Origin of the sequence: Leptospira yasudae (assembly GCF_003545925.1) — a bacterium.
GTDB lineage: Bacteria > Spirochaetota > Leptospiria > Leptospirales > Leptospiraceae > Leptospira > Leptospira yasudae.
In genome coordinates, this window is sequence record NZ_QHCU01000006.1 from 306,146 (window position 1) to 324,250 (window position 18,105).

The window sequence follows — 18,105 nt, forward strand, 5'->3', positions numbered from 1 at the left end:
AATTTGGGTAAATGCTTTTTGAAATTCTCCGATAATATCGTATGAGTTCAGAAACTTCTTCCCGCGTTTTTTGGAAGCGCGACCTCGCAATTTTTTTCCCCACCGCCGTTTTATTTTTTATACTCGGTTTTTTTCTAAGAACCTGCGGCCAAAACATCAACCGCACCGCGAAGGTGACGTATAACGGATCGTTTACGCAAGGAGTTCTGGTTTCGATCGATCCCAAGACGTTAACGATCGCCGATCCCGATCAGGAAATTCCTTTGGAAACGGTCGAAAAGATAGAATTCTTAGCGGATGAAAAAACGGCCGATGCGTCGTCGGAACTTTCCGCGAACGATAAACTGTTTGTAGGAACGTTTCAGCTCACCGTCGGTCCTCACAAGGGAACGCTTCAATTTTTCGGAGGCAAAAACGGAAGACTCGTCGGAGTTTTGAAGTTCGCCAATTGGGGGAAGGGGAAGCCCGAGTTTTTGAGCGGAATTTTCACGAAAGGAAATCAGATTCAGTTCGTCCGTTCCTGCTCCGGCGTAAAATGTTCCGAGATCGGAAGCAGCGTCCCGTTTTCGCAGAAGTATTCCGGCGTGTTGGAAGGCCGTTCGATCAGCGGAACCTATCGCGGGAACAACAGCTCCGGAAATTGGGACGCAAAACGGTAAGGTTGTCGTAGTTCCGACGATCCTCTGTCAAACGTTCGACGCCCCACCCTGTTTTGGGTGGCGGGGCGGGTGGTGGGAAGTTCCGGTAATTTTCCCTATCACAAAATTCCATTGCTGACAACCGCAAAACTTCCGCGTGTCGGTTGTCGTACCTACGACAGCGATCCCGAATATTCTTTGACGATCGGATCTCGTTTCGATTGGACGCCGGTTCAAACGCAATTTCCCCGTCGCACTTTCGATCGAAACGACTCGCCTCCTTCTTCTCCGAAGAATGCTTGAATCCGATCGCAGGTTGTCGAATTCTTACCCTATGGAAAAAGATCCGCTTTCCGCAGAAGACGTAGAGTTTGCTCGAATCAAACTGGAAACTCTCAAGAAAGAATTGGGAAAAGAAATCACCGGACAAGACGAAGTCATCCGAAACGTTTTGGTTTGTTTGGTATGTCAGGGGCACGTGCTTCTGGAAGGAATGCCTGGGCTCGCGAAAACCCTTCTTGCAAGATCGCTTTCGAGCGCCTTGGACTTGGACTTCAAACGAATCCAATTTACGCCCGATCTTTTACCCGCGGATCTTGTCGGAACAGTCGTATTCAATCCAAAAACCACGGAGTTCGAAACGAGAAAAGGTCCGGTTTTTACGGGGGTTCTCCTCGCGGACGAAATCAACCGCGCACCCGCCAAAGTCCAATCCGCGCTTCTGGAAAGTATGGAAGAAAAGACGATCACGATCGGAGATAAAACGTATAAACTCGATAAACCTTTCTTAGTGATCGCGACACAAAACCCGATCGATCAAGACGGAACCTATCCGTTGCCCGAAGCGCAGATGGACCGATTCTTTATGAAAGTGAACGTGAGTTATCCCGCGCTCGAAGAAGAGATCGCGATTCTCGATCAACACGGAAAACTCAACACACAAAACGGAAAGATCACGAAGGTCGTTACCTCCAAAGAGATTCTAAAACTATCTTCCCTCCTCGACGACGTATTCATCGAAGAAAAAATCAAATCCTATATCGTGCGTTTGGTCCGAAATACGAGACCGGAAGAAAGAACCATTCCCGAATTGATTCCGTATATCCGTCACGGAGCGTCTCCGAGAGCGTCTTTAAGCATATTAAAAAGTTCTAAAGCGAACGCGCTGTTAAACGGACGAACCTACGTGATTCCCGAGGACGTGAAAGTTTCCTTGGTGGAGATTTTAAGACATAGAATCCTTCTTACCTTCGAGGCGATTTCGGAGGAATTGGACGTGGAATCCTTGATCCGGACCGTTGTGGAGGCGACTCCGGTTCCTTGACCTTCGATTATGATCCGTAAAGAATTCTTATCCATCCTTTCGAGTCTCGAACTAGGGCGCAAAACGCGCTCGTTTAAGGAGAAGGCAGGAAGTGCGGAAAGTTCCAAACGGGGAAGGGGACTCGACTTCAAGGACGTTCGCCTTTACAGCTTCGGAGACGACACGCGCCTCATCGATTGGAACGTAACTTCTCGCTTCGGAGAATTGTATGTGCGGGAATTCTACGAGGAAAAAGAAAGACAAGCTATTCTTTTCTACGATGTTTCCGCATCGATGGAATGGGGAACGGGAGAATTCTCCCGCGCGGAAAACGCGTTTCAGGTTCTTGCGCTCCTATCGTTGCTCTACGTTCAAAAGGGAAACCGGGTTAAAATCGTTCTCTATTGCGAGAAGGTGGAATGGGAAACGGACTTCTTAAAATCCAGAGACGAACTCTTACCCGTTCTGAAAAAGATTTCCGTTCGCGAACCCGCATCCGGACAATCGAATCCCCTGTTACCGTTTCAATATCTGAAAAACCGGGTTCATAGACACGCGGAAGTCTTTTTGTTAAGCGACTTTATCGGAATCCGTTCCCTGAAAAAATACGCGGGTTTGAAAAAACATTATTCTCTGCACGCGGTTCGTTTCCGAGATCCCGTCGAAATCGACCCTCCGAAATCTCTTTTATCCTTTTTTTATACGCGCGATCCGGAAGAGAAAAGCGGGGGCTTTTTCGGCAGAAGTCTCTCGCCCGAATACGAATTAAAATCGCTGCGTTCCTTTTTCCAAGGCTCCCTGCTCGACTTGACGGAACACGAACTCCAAACCAAGGATCTGATCCGGTATTTTTCGAAATGAAATCGTATATTCGGATCTTCGTATATTCCTGGATTTTAATGTTTGCCGGAGCCGCGAGTGCGGAAACGGTCGAGTCCCTTTCTCCCGATCGAACCTTGGTCGCCCAGAAAATCCGATACGAACTAAAATGGTCTCTCGGAGAAGTAAAAGACGTTCGTTTTCCCGAAGCGGGACTTCATTATCTCGAGAATGCGCCGGATATTCCCTGGTTCGAGGTTCTATTCTCCGAAAAAAAGGAAACGAAGCTGATCGTGGAGTTTGCGTATTACGTAACGGGAGAATATCCGATTCCGGTTTCTTGGACGACTGCGGCGGGGATGAAAGAGTTTTCCAAAAAGACGATTCTTGTGGAATCGGCGATCGCCGATAACGATACGGGGCCGGCGGATATCATTCCCCCGTTGACGTTTTCCGGTTCGTATCTCGGGCGGTTGATCGTCTTTTTAATTCTGGCCGCTTTGCTGTCGGCCTTTGCATTTTACGCGTATCGAATCTACTCCGGGAAAAATTCTCCGTTAGACGCCATCATTCAAGCCGAGCCGACTCTCGAAAGAATGGAAATCTTCGAAATCCGGTTGAACGAACTTCTCAAAAAAGATCCGATTCCCGCGAGGGAGTTCGCGCGTCTGCTTTCCGGTTATATTCGGGAAAAGTCTGCGAATCTTTCGGGAAGGAAAACCTCCGCATTCACCGAGGCGGAGCTATTTCGATTTTTATACGATCAATTTCCGTTCGAAGAAAAAGAACTTCAATCCTGGAGAAAGTTCTTAACGGAAAAAAAATTCAGACCGGGTGAAGCGTTTCTGACAAAGGAAGACGCGGAGGAAAAATTCGCTCATTGGAAAGGAGTTTGGGATAAAAGATGAACTTCGAATATCCGTATGCCTTTTTTCTTTTGATTCCCGTCTGGGTTTGGGCCTTTATATATTATAAAAATGGAATGTACTTGAGAAAAATGGAAATTCGTCTTCCCGGAAGAAGGGAAGGAGCTCTTTCCGGACTCGAAACATTCGGTAAACTTCTTCCTTTTTTGCGCCCGATCTCGATCAGTTTGTTGATCGTCGCACTCGCGGGACCCGGAAAGAAAACGACTTTTCTTCCGAGCGAAAAGGAAGGAGTCGATATCATGATCGCCCTCGACGTATCCGGTTCCATGTCGAGAAGCCGCGACTTTCTTCCCGAAACAAGACTGGGCGTTTCCAAAAAACTGCTCCGAAGATTTATCGAAAAAAGACAAAACGATCGATTGGGTTTGGTGGTATTTGCGGGAGCCGCGTATCTGCAAGCGCCGTTGACCGGCGACAGGGAATCTCTGAACGAGATATTAGGAACGATCGAAGAGGAAACCGTGGCGGAGCAAGGCACCGCGATCGGAGACGCGATCATTCTTTCCACATATCGATTGAGAAGTTCTCAGGCAAGATCCAGATTGATCGTATTGATCACGGACGGAGTTTCGAACACTGGCAAAATCGATCCGGTAACCGCAACGGACCTTGCGGAACATATCGGCGCTAAGATTTATTCCATCGGAATCGGAAAGGAAGAAAGTTCGTACGAGATCAATTTCGAAATTCTACAGGAGCTTTCCGCGAATACGGGCGGCCAATTTTTCCGAGCGGAGGATCCAGAGGAAATGAAAGCGGTGCTTGCATCGATCGATTCTTTGGAAAAAGATCCGTTGCAGGCTCCTCCTCAGGAAGTTCGCGAGACCGAATATCAGATTTGGCTCTACCGCGCGCTCGCGGTTCTTCTCTTTGATTTGATGTTGCGGGCCTTCTTTTTCAGGTATTACGTATGAACCAGGAATTTTCCCCGTATCTGGCCGACGTTTTTTACGCGCTTGTCGCCGTGTGGACGATATATTCCATCCTTAGAATATTCGTGATCTTTAAAATTAAGGAATGGAGAATCATTTACCCCGGTTTGGAAAGGAGTTCTTCGTTTCCCGAGGCCCGATTCGTTTTGACGAGGGTCTTTTTGATCTTCGCGACCTTGGTCTGTGTCTTTCTATCCGGATTGAAAACCGATTATAAGGACGAAAAAAAAGAGGAATCTTTCAAAGGAGTCGATATACTCTTTCTCGTGGATGTAAGTCTTTCCATGCAGGCCATCGACAGCAGCCCGACGCGTTTGGCGCGGTTTAAGGAAGTTTTGCTGCGGATGTTGCCTTCCCTTTCGGGAAACCGATTCGGGATGATCGTCTTTGCGGCCAGTCCGTTTTTGTATTGCCCGATGACCTCGGACGTCGCCGCGTTTTCGGACTACGTGCGCGGTTTGGACGTGGACATGGTCGGGGATCGGGGAACCGACTTGAACAAAGCGTTTTTAAAAGCGGATGCGATTCTTAGATCGGAGAAGGTATTTCGAAACCGAATTCTCGTTCTGGTGACGGATGGAGAGGATTTAAACGATCCGGAAGCGATCGCTTTTCCCGCGAGTTTTCAAGTCTGGGCTTCCGGAACGGAAGCGGGCGGACCGATCGCTTACAACGACGAAGATTCCGGTTTGAGCGGGTTTCTTTTAAAGGACGGAACCTTGACGCCTAACATCAATTCGGCGGGGATCATTCAGTCCAAGATGAACCGAAGTTTTTTACGAAATCTGGCGGATAAGAACGACGGAAAATTCTATTCTTTGGACGAGAACCCGCCGGACGCGGAAAGTCTAAAAAAGGAAATCTTGGCCTTAGAGGAGAATTTATATTCTCGAAAGAAGGACTTGAAACGTTCGGAAGGTTCCGGCGTTTTTCTGTTCGCGGCGGTTTTGCTCCTGTTGGCGGATTGGATTCTCGTGGAATCCTTTCTTTTTCCGAAACGTAAGACGGATGTGCCGGTATGAAGTTGATTCATAAAATCTTATATTCAATTCATCTTATGATTCTTTTGATCTGGAACGGATGGGCCGAATTGTATGCGGTCGAACTCGATCCGGGCGGGAACCGGGTCAGCGAGGGACTCGAACACTACAATCAGGGAGAATATTTCGAATCCCTTCGGTCGTATCAGGAAGCGGAGCCGTATTTCCCGGACGATTCGAGACTCGAGTTCAATCGAGGCGCGGCGGAATTCAAATCCGGAAACTTAGACAAAGCGATTCGTCATTTCGAAAAATCGGCGAATTCTTCCTCTCCCGAAGTGCAATGGAAATCCAGATTCAATTTGGGGAACAGTTATCTGCGCGCCGGAGATCGCAAACGTGCCGCGGAAGAATACATCAAGGCCCTAAAGATCAATCCCGATCTTCAAGAAGCCCGGAAGAATCTGGAATATCTTCGTAAAACCCCTCCGCCTTCGCAAAACCAATCTAAGAATTCGAATCAATCCCCTTCTCAGAATCAACCGCAATCCAAGGGCGGTTCCAACTCCGGCAATCGGACACAAAGCGAAGACCGTCTTTCCCAAAGGGACGGAGGCGGCGATCCTCACGATAAACGAGACCGTCTAACCGAAGAGGAATCAAAACGTATCATGGATTCTCTGGACTTAAACAAGATCCGCAGAAAAAGCAGAAAGAGCCGAGACAGAGAGGTCTTTTGGTGAAAAAGATCTGGCTTGTTTTTCTCCTATTCGCTTATCAATCTCTCTCGGCGGACGAGACGAAATTCTACGTTACGCGAAACATGTTTCATCTCGGAGAGGAATCGTATGCGGTTTTCGAAATGGATATGAGTTCCAAATTCGCGATTCCGCAAAATTCCTTTTCCAACGGGGACATCACCGTATTTTACGCGGGCTCCGAAGAAAACACTACGATCATCAACTTTCAAGTATTTCGAAAACGCCTTTTGAAATTTCGAATCAAGGCCTCCAAACAGGGGGTTTTCACGCTTCCTTCCGTAAGCATAGAAGTGAACGGTAAAAACTTTACGCCCGGCCCGTTGCAGGTTCAGGTGCTTGCAAGATCGCAAACCGCAAAGAGCCGCGGTTCCTTCTTCGATCGATTCTTTCAATTTGAAGGCGAAGAACTTCCCGAAAACGCGGATCTCAAGGTGATCTTTCAAACGAGCAAAAAAGAAGCGTGGATCGGAGAACCGATCATCGGTTACTTTACGTTGTATTACAGGGACGTGCGTAAACCGTATTTCGATCGCAATCCCGCCGATTCGATTCAGTTTCCGTATTTCAGAAGCGAGATTCTAACCGGCGTGGCGGTTAAAGTACCCGAGCAGGTTTTGTACGAAGGAAACATCTACGACATCGCAGTCTACAACAAGGAAATCTATTCTCTTATTCCACTTCGCGCGGGAGAATTTCATCTGGGCAAGACGACGTTCTCTTTGGAAGGTCAGCTTCAATCCTACTTCAATGTAAAGACGGTTTCAACGACTCCGAACCAAATTCACGTTAAGGAACTGCCCAAATTTGCGGGACATTTCAGCGGAGGTGTTGGAAAATTTAAAGCGAACTTGAAACTCAAAAACGAACCCGAACACGTGGAAGTAGGGGACACGTTGTATTTGAGTTTAGTGTTGGAGGGAGAAGGGAATCTTTCTTCGGTTTCCGATCCTCTGCGTTCTTTTTGTAAAGCGGAGAAGGATTGTATCCCCTCCGCCACGTTGTATGACACATCGAGAACCTGGAAGTTCACCGAATTGGAAAACTCGGGATACGGATTTTATTCCATCGCAAGATTCGAATACGGAATTCCGATGCAGAAGACGGGGCTTTGGAAACAGGAACCCGTCGAATTCGTTTTTTTTAATCCCGACTCGGGAAGTTATCATACGGTCTCGATCGAAATTCCTTCGGTGAACGTTCTTCCGGCCACTCGAAAAAAAGAAAAACAGAACGAATCCGAATCTACGAACCCTCTTTCCGAAGGATTGCGTCTTCCGATCTTATTTTATATCTTCGGTCTCGTATCCGCATTCTTTGTCGCGGCTTGGACTTGGTTTCGATTCCAAAAATCGGACGCCGTTTCCGTTTGGATCGAATCGCTTCCGATCCTATTTCCTATCTTAGGAGTTCCGATTTTAAAAGAACTTGACTTGCGAACGGGAAGCAAACGAGGCTTGGTATTAAGGCAATCCCTTTTGTCGAAAGGGGTCCCCGAGGCGGACGTTTCCTTTCTTGTGGAAATTTCCAAAGTGGATGCTCACTTTGCGGAACTCGCTTCCCGATTGAACTTTCAAGAAAGAAACAATCTGCTTCGAATCGCGCATCAATTTTTAAAAACCCAAAAGAAGGAGGAAAGCCAATGAGCGAAGAAATCAAAGGAAGGATTTCCGTAGAGACGGAAAACATCTTTCCGATCATTAAGAAATGGCTCTATTCGGAAAAAGATATTTTTATCCGCGAACTCGTATCCAACGCGAGCGACGCGATTACGAAGCTGAAAAAAATCGCGTTCTCCGAAGAATTCGAAGGCGGAACGGATTACAGAATCGACCTCGATTTCGATCAGGAAAAACGAATCCTGATCATCGAAGACAACGGGATCGGAATGACTTCCGAAGAAGTCCAGAAATACATCAATCAAATCGCGTTCTCCAGCGCGGAAGAGTTCGTCAAAAAATTCCAAGGCGAAGGAGCGCAGCCGGAAATCATCGGACATTTCGGTTTGGGATTCTATTCCTGCTTTATGGTCTCCACCAAAGTGGTGATCGAAACCAAGTCGTATAAAAAAGGTTCCACCGGAGTCGTTTGGGAAAGCGAATCGGGAACGGAATTCTCCTTACGTTCTTCGGACAAGGCGACAAGAGGAACCAAGATCACGTTGTATCTCGATTCCGATTCGGGAGAATACCTGGATCAGTGGAAACTCAAGGAGTTGATCCGCAAATACTGCGACTTCCTTCCCGTTCCCATCCACGTAAAAAACGAACAGGCGAATAAACAAACCCCGCTTTGGTCCGAAACTCCTGCGTCCGTGACCAAGGAAAAATACGAGGAGTTTTACAACTATCTCTTCCCGTTTTCGGGAGAACCGCTCTTTCACGTTCATCTCAACGTGGATTACCCGTTCCGTCTTCAAGGAATATTATATTTTCCTAAACTAAAACACGAACTCGACGTGAATCAGTCCGGGATCAAACTCTACTGCAATCACGTGTTCGTAAGCGACGACGCGAACGACTTGGTTCCCAAGTTTCTAACCGTTCTCAAAGGAACGATCGATATTCCGGATCTTCCTTTGAACGTTTCCCGCTCGTATCTGCAGAGCGATCCTCTCGTCAAAAAAATCTCCTCTCATATCGTCAAAAAGATCGCGGATCGATTGAACGAGGAATTCAAAAAGAACGAAGAGGACTTCCGAAAGAATTGGGACGAGATCTCAATTTTCGTAAAATACGGAATGCTCACCGACGACAAGTTCTACGAAGCCGCAAAGGATCTCGTGTTTTTCAAAACCTCGAACGGCGAGATCACTCGTCTGGAAGATTATTGGATTAAGAACAAGGAAAAGAACAACGGCAAAGTGTTCTACGCGAACGAATCGGAGACTTCTTCCGTTTATATGGATCTGCTCAAGTCGCAAGGGCTCGAAGCGATCCTGGTCGATACGAGAATCGATTCCCATTTCGTTCAGTTTTTGGAATCCAAAAACCCGGATATGAAGTTTCAAAGAGTGGATTCCGAACTCGCGGACGGGGTGGTGGACAAGGATCACGCTTCTCAGATCGTAGATGCGGAGAATAAGACTCCCGCCGATCGCGTGAAAGAACTTTTTGACAAGGTTCTAAAACGCGACGGGTTGGAAATCAAGGCGGAACCTTTGAAAGCGGAGGGAGTTCCCGCGGTCGTGCTTCTTCCCGAACATTTGAGAAGAATCAGCGAGATGAATATGATGGGCGGTCAAAAACCACTCGATCTATTAAAGAATCACACTCTCGTGATCAACACCCGTTCCGCGCTCGTTCAGAACATTCTCGGGCTCGCGGGAGGAGTAAATTCGTCTAAGGCCGATAAGCTGGTGCGCACAGTATACGATATGGCCCTGCTTTCTTCGAAGATTTTCGGAGAAGCGGAGTTCGCCGAGTATATCAAACGCACTACGGAAACCCTGGAGGAATTAAGCGCTTCTTAAATTTCCCGAAAAAAGACTTGGAATTCCGAGGTTGATCCGATACATATACTGTGCGTTTTATGATGGATCGGCTTCGGATACAATTACTTCTGATATTCCTTCTCGGTTCCGCGGATTATATGTCCGCGCAAGGAACCGCGCCGGTTTCCAAACCTCCCGAGGAAAACGGAGACATCCATAAGAAGGACGCGGCCTCTCTCGATAAGGAATACTACGAATATTATTTCCGAACGATCCCGGACGTGGGCGCCCTTGAAAAGGCGAAACTCGAATACAACCTCATCCGTTCCTTTAAACTCGAATTAAGAAGAAGGGAACCTACCGTAACCCAGGAATATCTGAAACAGATCAAGGCTTCGAGCATCCGATACGAAAGGGTTCAGCCGGATTCGATCTGGATGCGCGGAATCCGCAACCAGATGCAGCATATTAAGTTTCAAGAATATATGTATATTGTAATATACGAGAAGTATTTTCTGTATATTTCCTACGAGATCAATCCGTCGCGTTACGTGATGGAGCCGTATCAGGTGCAGCTGATCTTCCAGAAGGAAAATCCGTTTTTTATCAAGCTGCCTGACCCTTGAAAATCCAGTAATAGATTCCGGCTCCGATGATCGTTCCGGAAAAACAAAGTCCGATCAGGGCGAACATCTCCAGAAAATCGAAATCGTTGATAAACAGGGAATTCTTTTTGATTCTCGCTAGGACTCGCACTTTGCCGAACGTTTCGAAGGTCCGTCTGCGCACTTCGATGCTGTCTCCGACGCGGAGTCTTTGAGAAAGATTTTCGTCTACTTGTTCGGTGATTTCGTATAACTTGCCGGATTCGTCGGGCACGCGATACGATACAAGATACGCTCGTTTTCCCGATTTTTCCACGCGCACGGATTCGGTAAGAGTTCCGAAAACGGTCGGCCCCGGTTCCCGCAGACTTTCATAAACTTGATCGAGATGTTTGTTTTCGCCGGAAACGATCCAATAAAAAGGAAGAAAGAATAGAATCGAACTCCATCCGAGCGTAAAAAGAATCTTATAAAACGGAGTTGAGTACGATGAATCCATGGGATGAGAAAAATCGAGTTCTAAACCGTTAGTTTTCAATTCCCTAAGATTATTACAACCAGATAAAATAGGGTCGAACGGGTAAATTCAGGATGGCGACGTTTTTCCGTTTTGCGAAGTTCGACGTATGAATCTCTCCCGATCTCAATTCTTGCGCTACTTAGGGAAGGGCGCGGCGGCATTGGCTCTCGTCAAGTCCGGGGCGCTTGCCGCAACCTCTTCGTCAAAAACAAAGTCGAATCGACAAAACAAGGAAGGCCTTCTTCCTTCCAAACAAAACTCCTTTCCTAAATTTCAACCGATCGCGGCGAGTGAACGAGACGCATTGATTCTCCCGGAAGGTTATCGTTACGGAACGATCGCACTTTTCGGGGATCGTATCAATCCGCAAGGAGATACGTTCGGTTTTAATTCCGACTTCAATTGTTTTCTTCCTTTTGCGGGTAAGAAGGACACGGGTCTTCTGTGGAACAATCATGAAACTCTCGGAACCTTGGAATACTACGTCAACGGATACGACAGTCAAAAACAGGGACCGAATCTAAGAACGGACAAACAGATCGAACAATATCTGTATGCGTTAGGCGGTTCGGTACTTCGAATCGCAAAACAAAACGGAGAATGGAAACTTTCTCCGGATTCCAAATACGGCAGAAGGATCAACGGTCTTACCGAGTTTCGTTTGACCGGTCCCGCGGCGGGAAGCCCAGCGCTCGGAAATACGAACAAGGCCGTCGGTACGTTCGCGAACTGCGCGGGAGGAACCACGTTCTGGAATACGATTCTTTCCTGCGAAGAAAACGTGGAATGGGTCATCGAACCGTGCAAACTTCCGCACGAAACACATTACGGATGGGTAATAGAGGTCGATCCGTTCGATCCCAAGTCGACTCCGGTCAAACACACCGCACTCGGAAGATTCGCGCATGAAAACGCGGCTCTCGTGTTGTCTCCTTCGGGCAAACTCGTGGTCTATATGGGGGACGATGCCAGGGACGAATTCGTTTATAAGTTCATCTCCAAGAATTCCTACGATCCTTCTCTCGGAGCCGGGAACTCGAGTCTGCTCGAGGAAGGAACCTTGTATGCGGCCGATTTCGAAAAGGGGATTTGGATTCCGCTCGATTTCGAGTCGAACGAAACATTACGAAATTCTAAAAAAGAAAACGGAGAACGAAGATTCGGATCGCAAGCGGACGTTCTCGTTCGTTGCAGGGAAGCGGGAAAGGTTTGCGGAGCGACGCCGATGGACCGCCCCGAAGACATCGAAATTCATCCGCTGGACGGAACCGTTTTTATCGCGATGACCAACAACGATAAACACGGAAATCATTTCGGTCAGATCGTCCGCATCCACGAAAAATCGGGGGATCACGCTGGATTGGAATTCGACTATGAGATCTTCGTCGCGGGAGGAAACGGTTCCGGTTTTGCGGCGCCGGACAATCTCGCGTTCGACAACGCGGGAAATCTCTGGATGGTCACGGATATCTCCGCAAAGAACTTAAACAGATCCGTATATAAGAAATACGGCAACAACGGTTTGTTCGTGATTCCCACGCAAGGCGCGGACGCCGGTAAGGCGTTCCAGTTCGCTTCTTCCCCCACGGGTGCGGAACTTACGGGACTTTGGTTTACGCCGGATCAAAAGGAATTGTTCGTTTCGGTGCAGCATCCGGGGGAAACCACGAAGGACTATCAAAATCCGACGAGCCGATGGCCGCAGGGAGGAAACTCCCTGCCGAGGCCGGGAGTGGTTGCAATTTATCTAAAGTAGTTGTGTTGTCGCAGCCGGTCTGTCGTCGACCGAGGCGGGACGGATTATTGCGCGGCGACTTGGATGGCTTCGGCTTCGGTTGTTAGGTGGGTGAACGGTTTCCAAAGTCCCAAGAGATTGAAGATTTGGATCACCTTGTCCGAGGCCTCGGTCAGAATCAGTTTTTTGCCGTCGTTGCTCAGTTTGTTTCTCAGCTCGAAGATCGCTCGGATTCCGGAGCTGGAAATGTATTTGAGTTCGCTCAGGTTGAGAATGACGACTTCGGGATGAGGAGGGTCTATGATCTCCTGTTTAAAATCGGTAAAACTGCTTTCATCCAATCTTCCGTCGAGTGAGTAAACGAAAACGCCCGTCGAAGTTTCTTTCTTTTTAATGCTCAGTTGACTCATTGCTTACGAACCACTACATGTAATTTTTTTTTGGAGAGGCTAAATTCAGCTTTTGCGCCCGGCGGAAAATCGTAAATCGTTTCCGCAAGAGAATCGATCGAAATTCCGCCCTTCATTTCGGAAATCAAACTAAAACTATCCGAGACCGTAAAATGGTCCAGAGTATACCGAGTATGTTCCTTCTTTCGAAGCTCTCTACAATAGACTTTGAAAAACGGGGATTGTTTGTCAAAACTTGTATCCGTATTTTCACAGGACATAACCCATCCGGTCGAACCCGCGCCCGTATAAACCAAAAGCCCCGAGCATTTTTGTTCCTCCATTTCGTTTCCGTGGTGGATGAAAAACCGGCTCGTGAGATCGGGACTGTTGTTTCGGATCGAAATCTCGCTGATCCCCTGTAACGTGCTGACCTTTCTCCCGTCGGGATACTGGATCTTCACATCGATGAGAGGCCATTCTTCGATGGCGGCGTTGGACCAGCCGGTTTCCAGGGCTTTTTTGATATCTTCCACGTGAAAGGAGAGAAGGGCGCCTACTGACGTCGGAGGATCCGAATTACAGCCCAAAACGAGCGTGTCCACGGCGTGGTGCGCGACGAAGGTAAAATGATTGTCCCCGCCGAGCGCGATCACGAGATCGAAATCGGACGGAGGATGGACGTCCATATTCTTTCGAAAGATAAACGTGCTGTCGGGGAAAAGCCGTTTGAGAGTTTCCCGGTTCGCGAGTTGTCGGAGATGCGATTCGTGGATTCTCGGAAACGAATCGTTTTGAATCTTATAAATTTTTTCGATTTTTTCGAGAGAACCCCATTCTTCCAAATCCAATTCGAACTTGGTCCGTTTCCCCAAGATGAGAACCCGTTTTGCGGACTTTAATCTCTCCAAAGACATTGATTGATCCAAATACAGGACCGTTTGGAAAACAGAAACCCATTTTTCGGCAGGAAAGAATTTTCGGAGCCGCAAATTTCACGCGCGCGCCGGTTTCTTCGAACAAAAAAATCCGACCCGAGTCGAATCAAACCAAAATCGGTTCGGAAGAAACGTCCTGATCCCGATCCTCGTCCCTCGATTCTTTTTCGGCGACGATCGCTTTGAGAGTCGTCATAATCATACGGAACTTGGAACGGTTGCCTACGAGGCGATAGAGTTCCACGAGATGTTTGAGATTTCGGATGTTTCCCGGTTCGCGGGAGCGAAGTCGTTCCGAATATTCGATCGCCTTGAAGTATTCCTTTATCTTTCGAAGCGTAAAGGAAGTGTAATACAGGAATTCGTTATCGAACGGAAACTTGGCGACGTAGTTTTCGGAGTAGTTCGCCGCAGGCGCGTAGTCCTTCTGATGAATGCAGATTCTTGCAAGTTGTTTGTAAAGACCCGGATCGGAATCGCTGATCGAGAGGGCCTTTTCGAAAAGATTCCTCGTCTGCGAAAGGTTCTTTTTTCGGATCTGCTGAATCCCTTCCTTGACGAGAAGATTGTATTCGTCCCCCGCGGAAGGAACCTTCTGCAAGGAAATCTCCGTGGGAATTTTATATGCAATTTTCATAATGGAAAGATCGTCCGTGACCTCTCCCGCGTGGTTCAGAAGTTTTTCGAGATCGTGCAGATCTCCGTTGGCGAGTTCCACGAGCCTAAGGAAAAGCGTTTCGTCCTCGTTCATAAAGGTTTCGTCCGTCCCCGGTCTGCGCAGGAGAATGTCGTCTCTTCCGTCCGAACCGATAAACAGAAAATCGTTCGGTTCCAGTTTAAAAACGCGGATGATCGGCTCGGACGCATTCTCCGTAAAACCGATCTTACGAAGAAGCAATTCGGGGTCCAGAAAACTCGCTTTTCCGTCTCTGTAAAGAACCATCCAAGGATGTTCCGCGTTGATCGAATACAAGGCTCCGGTTTCGTGATCGATGAGAGCGATGACCGCAGACACGAGCATGCTGCCGTCGAACGTGACGAACACGTTCTGCAATTCCGTATAACAGTCCTTCAGCCATTTCTCGGGCGTTTTCTTTTGATTGGAACGGGAAAGCTGCGTTCTTGTTACGATCGCTTTGAAAACCGTCCCCATCACGAGCGCGCCGCCCGCGCCTTGGATGGATTTGCCCATCGCGTCCGCGTTTAAAACGACGAGATAATTCTTGCCGTTCAAGGTGATTTCTTGGATGGAACAGAGATCGCCTCCGATCTCGGAATTCTTCGTGCGGAAGCGGAATTCCTTCTTCTGTTTGAGAATGGATTCGATCTTCGTGTTCTCGTCGCTGTAACGCAGGGAAGTCAACGGTTGAATGAGAAGGGAAGTGAGATAATAATCCCCGTCCTGTTTTTCCTTGAGGGCCTGGACTTCGTTTAACGTTTCCTGAAGTTCCTGCGTTTTTTCCTCCACCTTTCTTTCGAGAAAAAGCTGATGATCGAGAAGTTCCTTTTTCATATTCACGAAAACTTCTCCCATCTGACCGAGTTCGTCCGTGCGGTCCAAGTCGATGATCGTGGTTTCGTCTTCGGAAGGATTTTTCATCGCGAAGTTGAGAGCCTTGACCGCGTTGATGATGTCCCTCGAAAAAAGATAGGATACGAGAAGAATTCCGATAAAGATCGAAAGAGCCAAGAGCCCGCAGTAGATCCAGAGATTCCGGGTAGTCGTATGCAGCTCCGTTTCGTCGATCAAAAGTACGAACTCGAGAGCGAGATTGGTCAGTCCCTTGTTCTCGTACGGGATTCGCGTGAGATAAAAGTATTTTCCTCCGAACGAAAAACGGTTCCCGCTTTTGAGAGAATCGATCGGATGCAGTTTCAGATATTCTTGGATGAGGGGACCGGATGCGGAGATTTGTTTCTCCTTTTCATAGATCGCCATTTGAACGTCGCTCGAACCGGTGATGTTCTCCGTGAATTTTTGATCCACGACCTGACCCACTAAGACCAAGGAACCGTTGCGCAGCGGAGAAGTGACTCGGAGTCCGAGACCGCTGTGACCGAGTTCGAGGGTGGAGGCGATCTTGCCGTTCAGCGCTTCCTGAACGATTTTTTGTTTGGACTTGTCGTCTCCGAAATCGCCGGGTCTGTGAAACCGATATACAACCTTGCCCGAAGAGGAAATCACTTCGAAGATCGAAAGATCGTACTGTTTCATGATTCCCAAAAAGTATTCTCTCTGAGAATCCAAAAGACCTCGGTTGCCGGAGCCCGATTCCAAAATCGAAATCGTTTTGGAATTCCGTTCCAGCTCTTTGAGCATAAAACGGATCGTCTCTTCCTTGTGTCTGAGTTCTTTTTGAAAATCGACGGATTTGTCGAGGGCTCGTTTATCCTGAGGTTCGTTTTTGACTCGGTCGATCATCTGGATAAAGGTGACCGCTAAAATCAAAACGAGAAATAACTGACTTGCACTTAAGATTAAAAATATTTTTTGACGGAAGCTCATAAAAACTCGCTGAAGTTAAAGCTCGAACGGATTGGTTTTGTTTTTTCAGCATAAAAAACGAATTATCACTTGAACCCAAAGCATATAAAGTTAGTTTAGAAATCCACCGGTTTGGCGATCGGGAATGTGAAAATCTCGTTACAGAAATAAAGAGCTTTATGTCCCCAGAAGAGAAACGAATTCAAGAATTAGAAGATGAAAACAAACGACTCAAACGGCAAATAGAGAACACGGCGCATTCTCCTTATCTGAAAAAGGGAATGGCGAGCGTTCGTTATTACGCCAGAATCTTCCGCGAAGAGATCGTGGAGAACGAGATTCGGGGAAGAATCGACGAAAGTCTGGGAACCCTCTACGAGATCAAAAATTTCGTACATCGTTATTCCTCGTTAGCCGGACTTGATCCGGATACGATCCGCATCATCGCGACCGAGGCCACGCAGAACATCGTGGAACACGGCCAAGGAAAATACGCGGAAATCGAATTAGAATTACATAATGAAGTTGTGAATCCCTTTTTTAAGATGTCGTTCAAACACGAGATGCAGCCGGGGATGAAATACACCCTTTCGCAGATCAACGAGAACGTGAAAAAAGGCGACTTCTCCTCCGAGCTGTTCGACATAGAAAGTTCGCGGGGCAGGGGAGAATTCCTTATGAAGGAACTCGCCGACGAAAGAAGGGTATTGAACGGGGTCGAGATCACTCCCGAAGGGAACAAGGTTCATTACTTCAAACGCGTGCTGATCAACTATCGCGATCCGAAAGGGCCGAGAGACGTAACGAGTTTCGACGAGATCAAAGAAGAAATCGACCGGCTCGATCCGGAAGAAGCCCTCTGTTACTTTCATATCGATCACAGAAAGAGCAAACTTTCCTCCGTGACCATAGTCGTCACTTCTTCCCGAGAAACAAAACTCAGAACGCTGATGGAAGAAGCGGGTTTTTATCTGGTCCACAAGGACAAATATTATAGAGCCGTGTTTTGTTCGTTCGAACCGACAAAAGAATTCACTCCTTCTGAGTTGGAAAATCTTTTCGAAAAAGTCCGCAAACAAGTGGAGATCGAAAAGGAATGAACGCCGGTGGAGGCGAAGCCGGAACCGGCGGAACAAGCGGTGCGGGTTCGGGCGGAGGATTTCCGTTTCATCCGTTCCGTGATTTTTTACTCGGAGAAGTTCTATTCAAAACCCTGCAGGAAGACGGAGTAAACGTCGCGGACGCCGAAGCCGCCGTTCTTTCGCATTTGCCTTCCGATAAAAAGAATTTCGTATTCACGCCCAACGCAAAAAAACAAACCCTTCTCAATCTTTATCCCGAAAAAATCCGCGGCCTTCTCAAATCCAAAAAAGGAAACGAGATCAAACAGGAATTCAAGACGATGATCTCGAACGAAGGAAGAATGGATCTCGCGCTTGAATTGTTGGAATGGTTGTTCACCGGATTCGACGAACGGGAATTGTTAAACGAATTGTTTTCCCTGATTCTGAACGATCGGATTCCTTTGCGGGAAGGATTTCTGGATCGTTTGAAAAAGAATTACGAGGAAGAAGTTCTGAAGGATTTGGAAAATATAGAATAAACGGTTATGCCGTGATGCGACCCGCCGAAGGCGGGTCG

The 18,105-nt window shown here is 47.6% G+C and carries 17 protein-coding genes; 13 read left to right on the top strand and 4 right to left on the bottom strand.

Translation table 11 applies throughout. The annotated features are described in order from the left end of the window. Positions 1-41: 41 nt before the first annotated feature. The 10 genes from DLM76_RS17925 (at position 42) to DLM76_RS17975 (ending at position 10,418) form a co-directional block, all read left to right on the top strand. Positions 42-659, top strand: coding sequence for an LIC20036 family protein (locus DLM76_RS17925; protein ID WP_118966044.1), 618 nt, complete (start codon positions 42-44; stop codon positions 657-659). 313 nt (positions 660-972) lie between these two features. Then, positions 973-1,962 carry an AAA family ATPase gene (locus tag DLM76_RS17935; RefSeq protein WP_118966046.1) on the top strand — a complete coding sequence of 330 codons (990 nt, stop codon included), beginning with the start codon at positions 973-975 and terminating at the stop codon, positions 1,960-1,962. A 9-nt stretch (positions 1,963-1,971) separates the two neighbouring features. After that, positions 1,972-2,802 (top strand): DUF58 domain-containing protein, encoded by an 831-nt coding sequence (locus DLM76_RS17940; RefSeq protein ID WP_118956954.1) that lies wholly within the window; start codon positions 1,972-1,974, stop codon positions 2,800-2,802. Beyond that, on the top strand, positions 2,799-3,668 hold the full coding sequence (locus DLM76_RS17945) for an LB_053 family protein (protein ID WP_118966047.1): 870 nt from the start codon (positions 2,799-2,801) through the stop codon (positions 3,666-3,668). The genes DLM76_RS17940 and DLM76_RS17945 overlap by 4 nt, the downstream gene beginning before the upstream one ends. Continuing rightward, a complete protein-coding gene (gene batA / locus DLM76_RS17950) occupies positions 3,665-4,603 on the top strand; it encodes a VWA domain-containing protein BatA (RefSeq protein WP_118956952.1) in 939 nt (312 codons plus the stop codon). The genes DLM76_RS17945 and batA overlap by 4 nt, the downstream gene beginning before the upstream one ends. Continuing rightward, positions 4,600-5,643 carry a VWA domain-containing protein BatB gene (gene batB / locus DLM76_RS17955; RefSeq protein ID WP_118956951.1) on the top strand — a complete coding sequence of 348 codons (1,044 nt, stop codon included), beginning with the start codon at positions 4,600-4,602 and terminating at the stop codon, positions 5,641-5,643. The genes batA and batB overlap by 4 nt, the downstream gene beginning before the upstream one ends. Positions 5,644-5,678: 35 nt before the next feature. Further along, the gene (batC, locus tag DLM76_RS17960; protein WP_241548295.1) at positions 5,679-6,344 is read left to right on the top strand and encodes a TPR repeat-containing protein BatC; all 666 of its coding nucleotides are present in this window, start codon (positions 5,679-5,681) and stop codon (positions 6,342-6,344) included. Next, positions 6,338-8,005, top strand: coding sequence for a BatD family protein (locus DLM76_RS17965; protein ID WP_118956949.1), 1,668 nt, complete (start codon positions 6,338-6,340; stop codon positions 8,003-8,005). Before batC ends, DLM76_RS17965 begins: the two co-directional genes overlap by 7 nt. Further along, positions 8,002-9,831 carry a molecular chaperone HtpG gene (gene htpG / locus DLM76_RS17970; protein WP_118956948.1) on the top strand — a complete coding sequence of 610 codons (1,830 nt, stop codon included), beginning with the start codon at positions 8,002-8,004 and terminating at the stop codon, positions 9,829-9,831. The genes DLM76_RS17965 and htpG overlap by 4 nt, the downstream gene beginning before the upstream one ends. A 62-nt stretch (positions 9,832-9,893) precedes the next feature. After that, a complete protein-coding gene (locus DLM76_RS17975) occupies positions 9,894-10,418 on the top strand; it encodes a hypothetical protein (RefSeq protein WP_118966094.1) in 525 nt (174 codons plus the stop codon). On the opposite strand, the gene DLM76_RS17980 is transcribed toward DLM76_RS17975, so the two are convergent. Then, positions 10,399-10,896, bottom strand: a complete 498-nt coding sequence (locus DLM76_RS17980) for a hypothetical protein (RefSeq protein ID WP_118957232.1) — start codon at positions 10,894-10,896, stop codon at positions 10,399-10,401. The genes DLM76_RS17975 and DLM76_RS17980 overlap by 20 nt on opposite strands. Before the next feature lie 127 nt (positions 10,897-11,023). On the opposite strand from DLM76_RS17980, the gene DLM76_RS17985 reads away from it, so the two are divergent. After that, complete coding sequence (locus tag DLM76_RS17985) at positions 11,024-12,673, top strand: PhoX family protein (protein ID WP_118966049.1); 1,650 nt, start codon at positions 11,024-11,026, stop codon at positions 12,671-12,673. A 44-nt stretch (positions 12,674-12,717) separates the two neighbouring features. Here DLM76_RS17985 and DLM76_RS17990 read toward each other — a convergent pair whose 3' ends face one another. The 3 genes from DLM76_RS17990 to DLM76_RS18000 form a co-directional block, all read right to left on the bottom strand. Then, complete coding sequence (locus DLM76_RS17990; RefSeq protein WP_118956946.1) at positions 12,718-13,062, bottom strand: STAS domain-containing protein; 345 nt, start codon at positions 13,060-13,062, stop codon at positions 12,718-12,720. After that, positions 13,059-13,958, bottom strand: a complete 900-nt coding sequence (locus DLM76_RS17995) for an NAD(+)/NADH kinase (protein WP_118957230.1) — start codon at positions 13,956-13,958, stop codon at positions 13,059-13,061. Before DLM76_RS17995 ends, DLM76_RS17990 begins: the two co-directional genes overlap by 4 nt. Positions 13,959-14,085: 127 nt before the next feature. Further along, positions 14,086-16,485, bottom strand: a complete 2,400-nt coding sequence (locus DLM76_RS18000; RefSeq protein WP_118966050.1) for a SpoIIE family protein phosphatase — start codon at positions 16,483-16,485, stop codon at positions 14,086-14,088. A 158-nt stretch (positions 16,486-16,643) separates the two neighbouring features. On the opposite strand from DLM76_RS18000, the gene DLM76_RS18005 reads away from it, so the two are divergent. Then, on the top strand, positions 16,644-17,564 hold the full coding sequence (locus DLM76_RS18005) for an ATP-binding protein (protein WP_118956944.1): 921 nt from the start codon (positions 16,644-16,646) through the stop codon (positions 17,562-17,564). Next, positions 17,561-18,067 (top strand): hypothetical protein, encoded by a 507-nt coding sequence (locus DLM76_RS18010; RefSeq protein WP_118966051.1) that lies wholly within the window; start codon positions 17,561-17,563, stop codon positions 18,065-18,067. The genes DLM76_RS18005 and DLM76_RS18010 overlap by 4 nt, the downstream gene beginning before the upstream one ends. Positions 18,068-18,105: the final 38 nt, after the last annotated feature.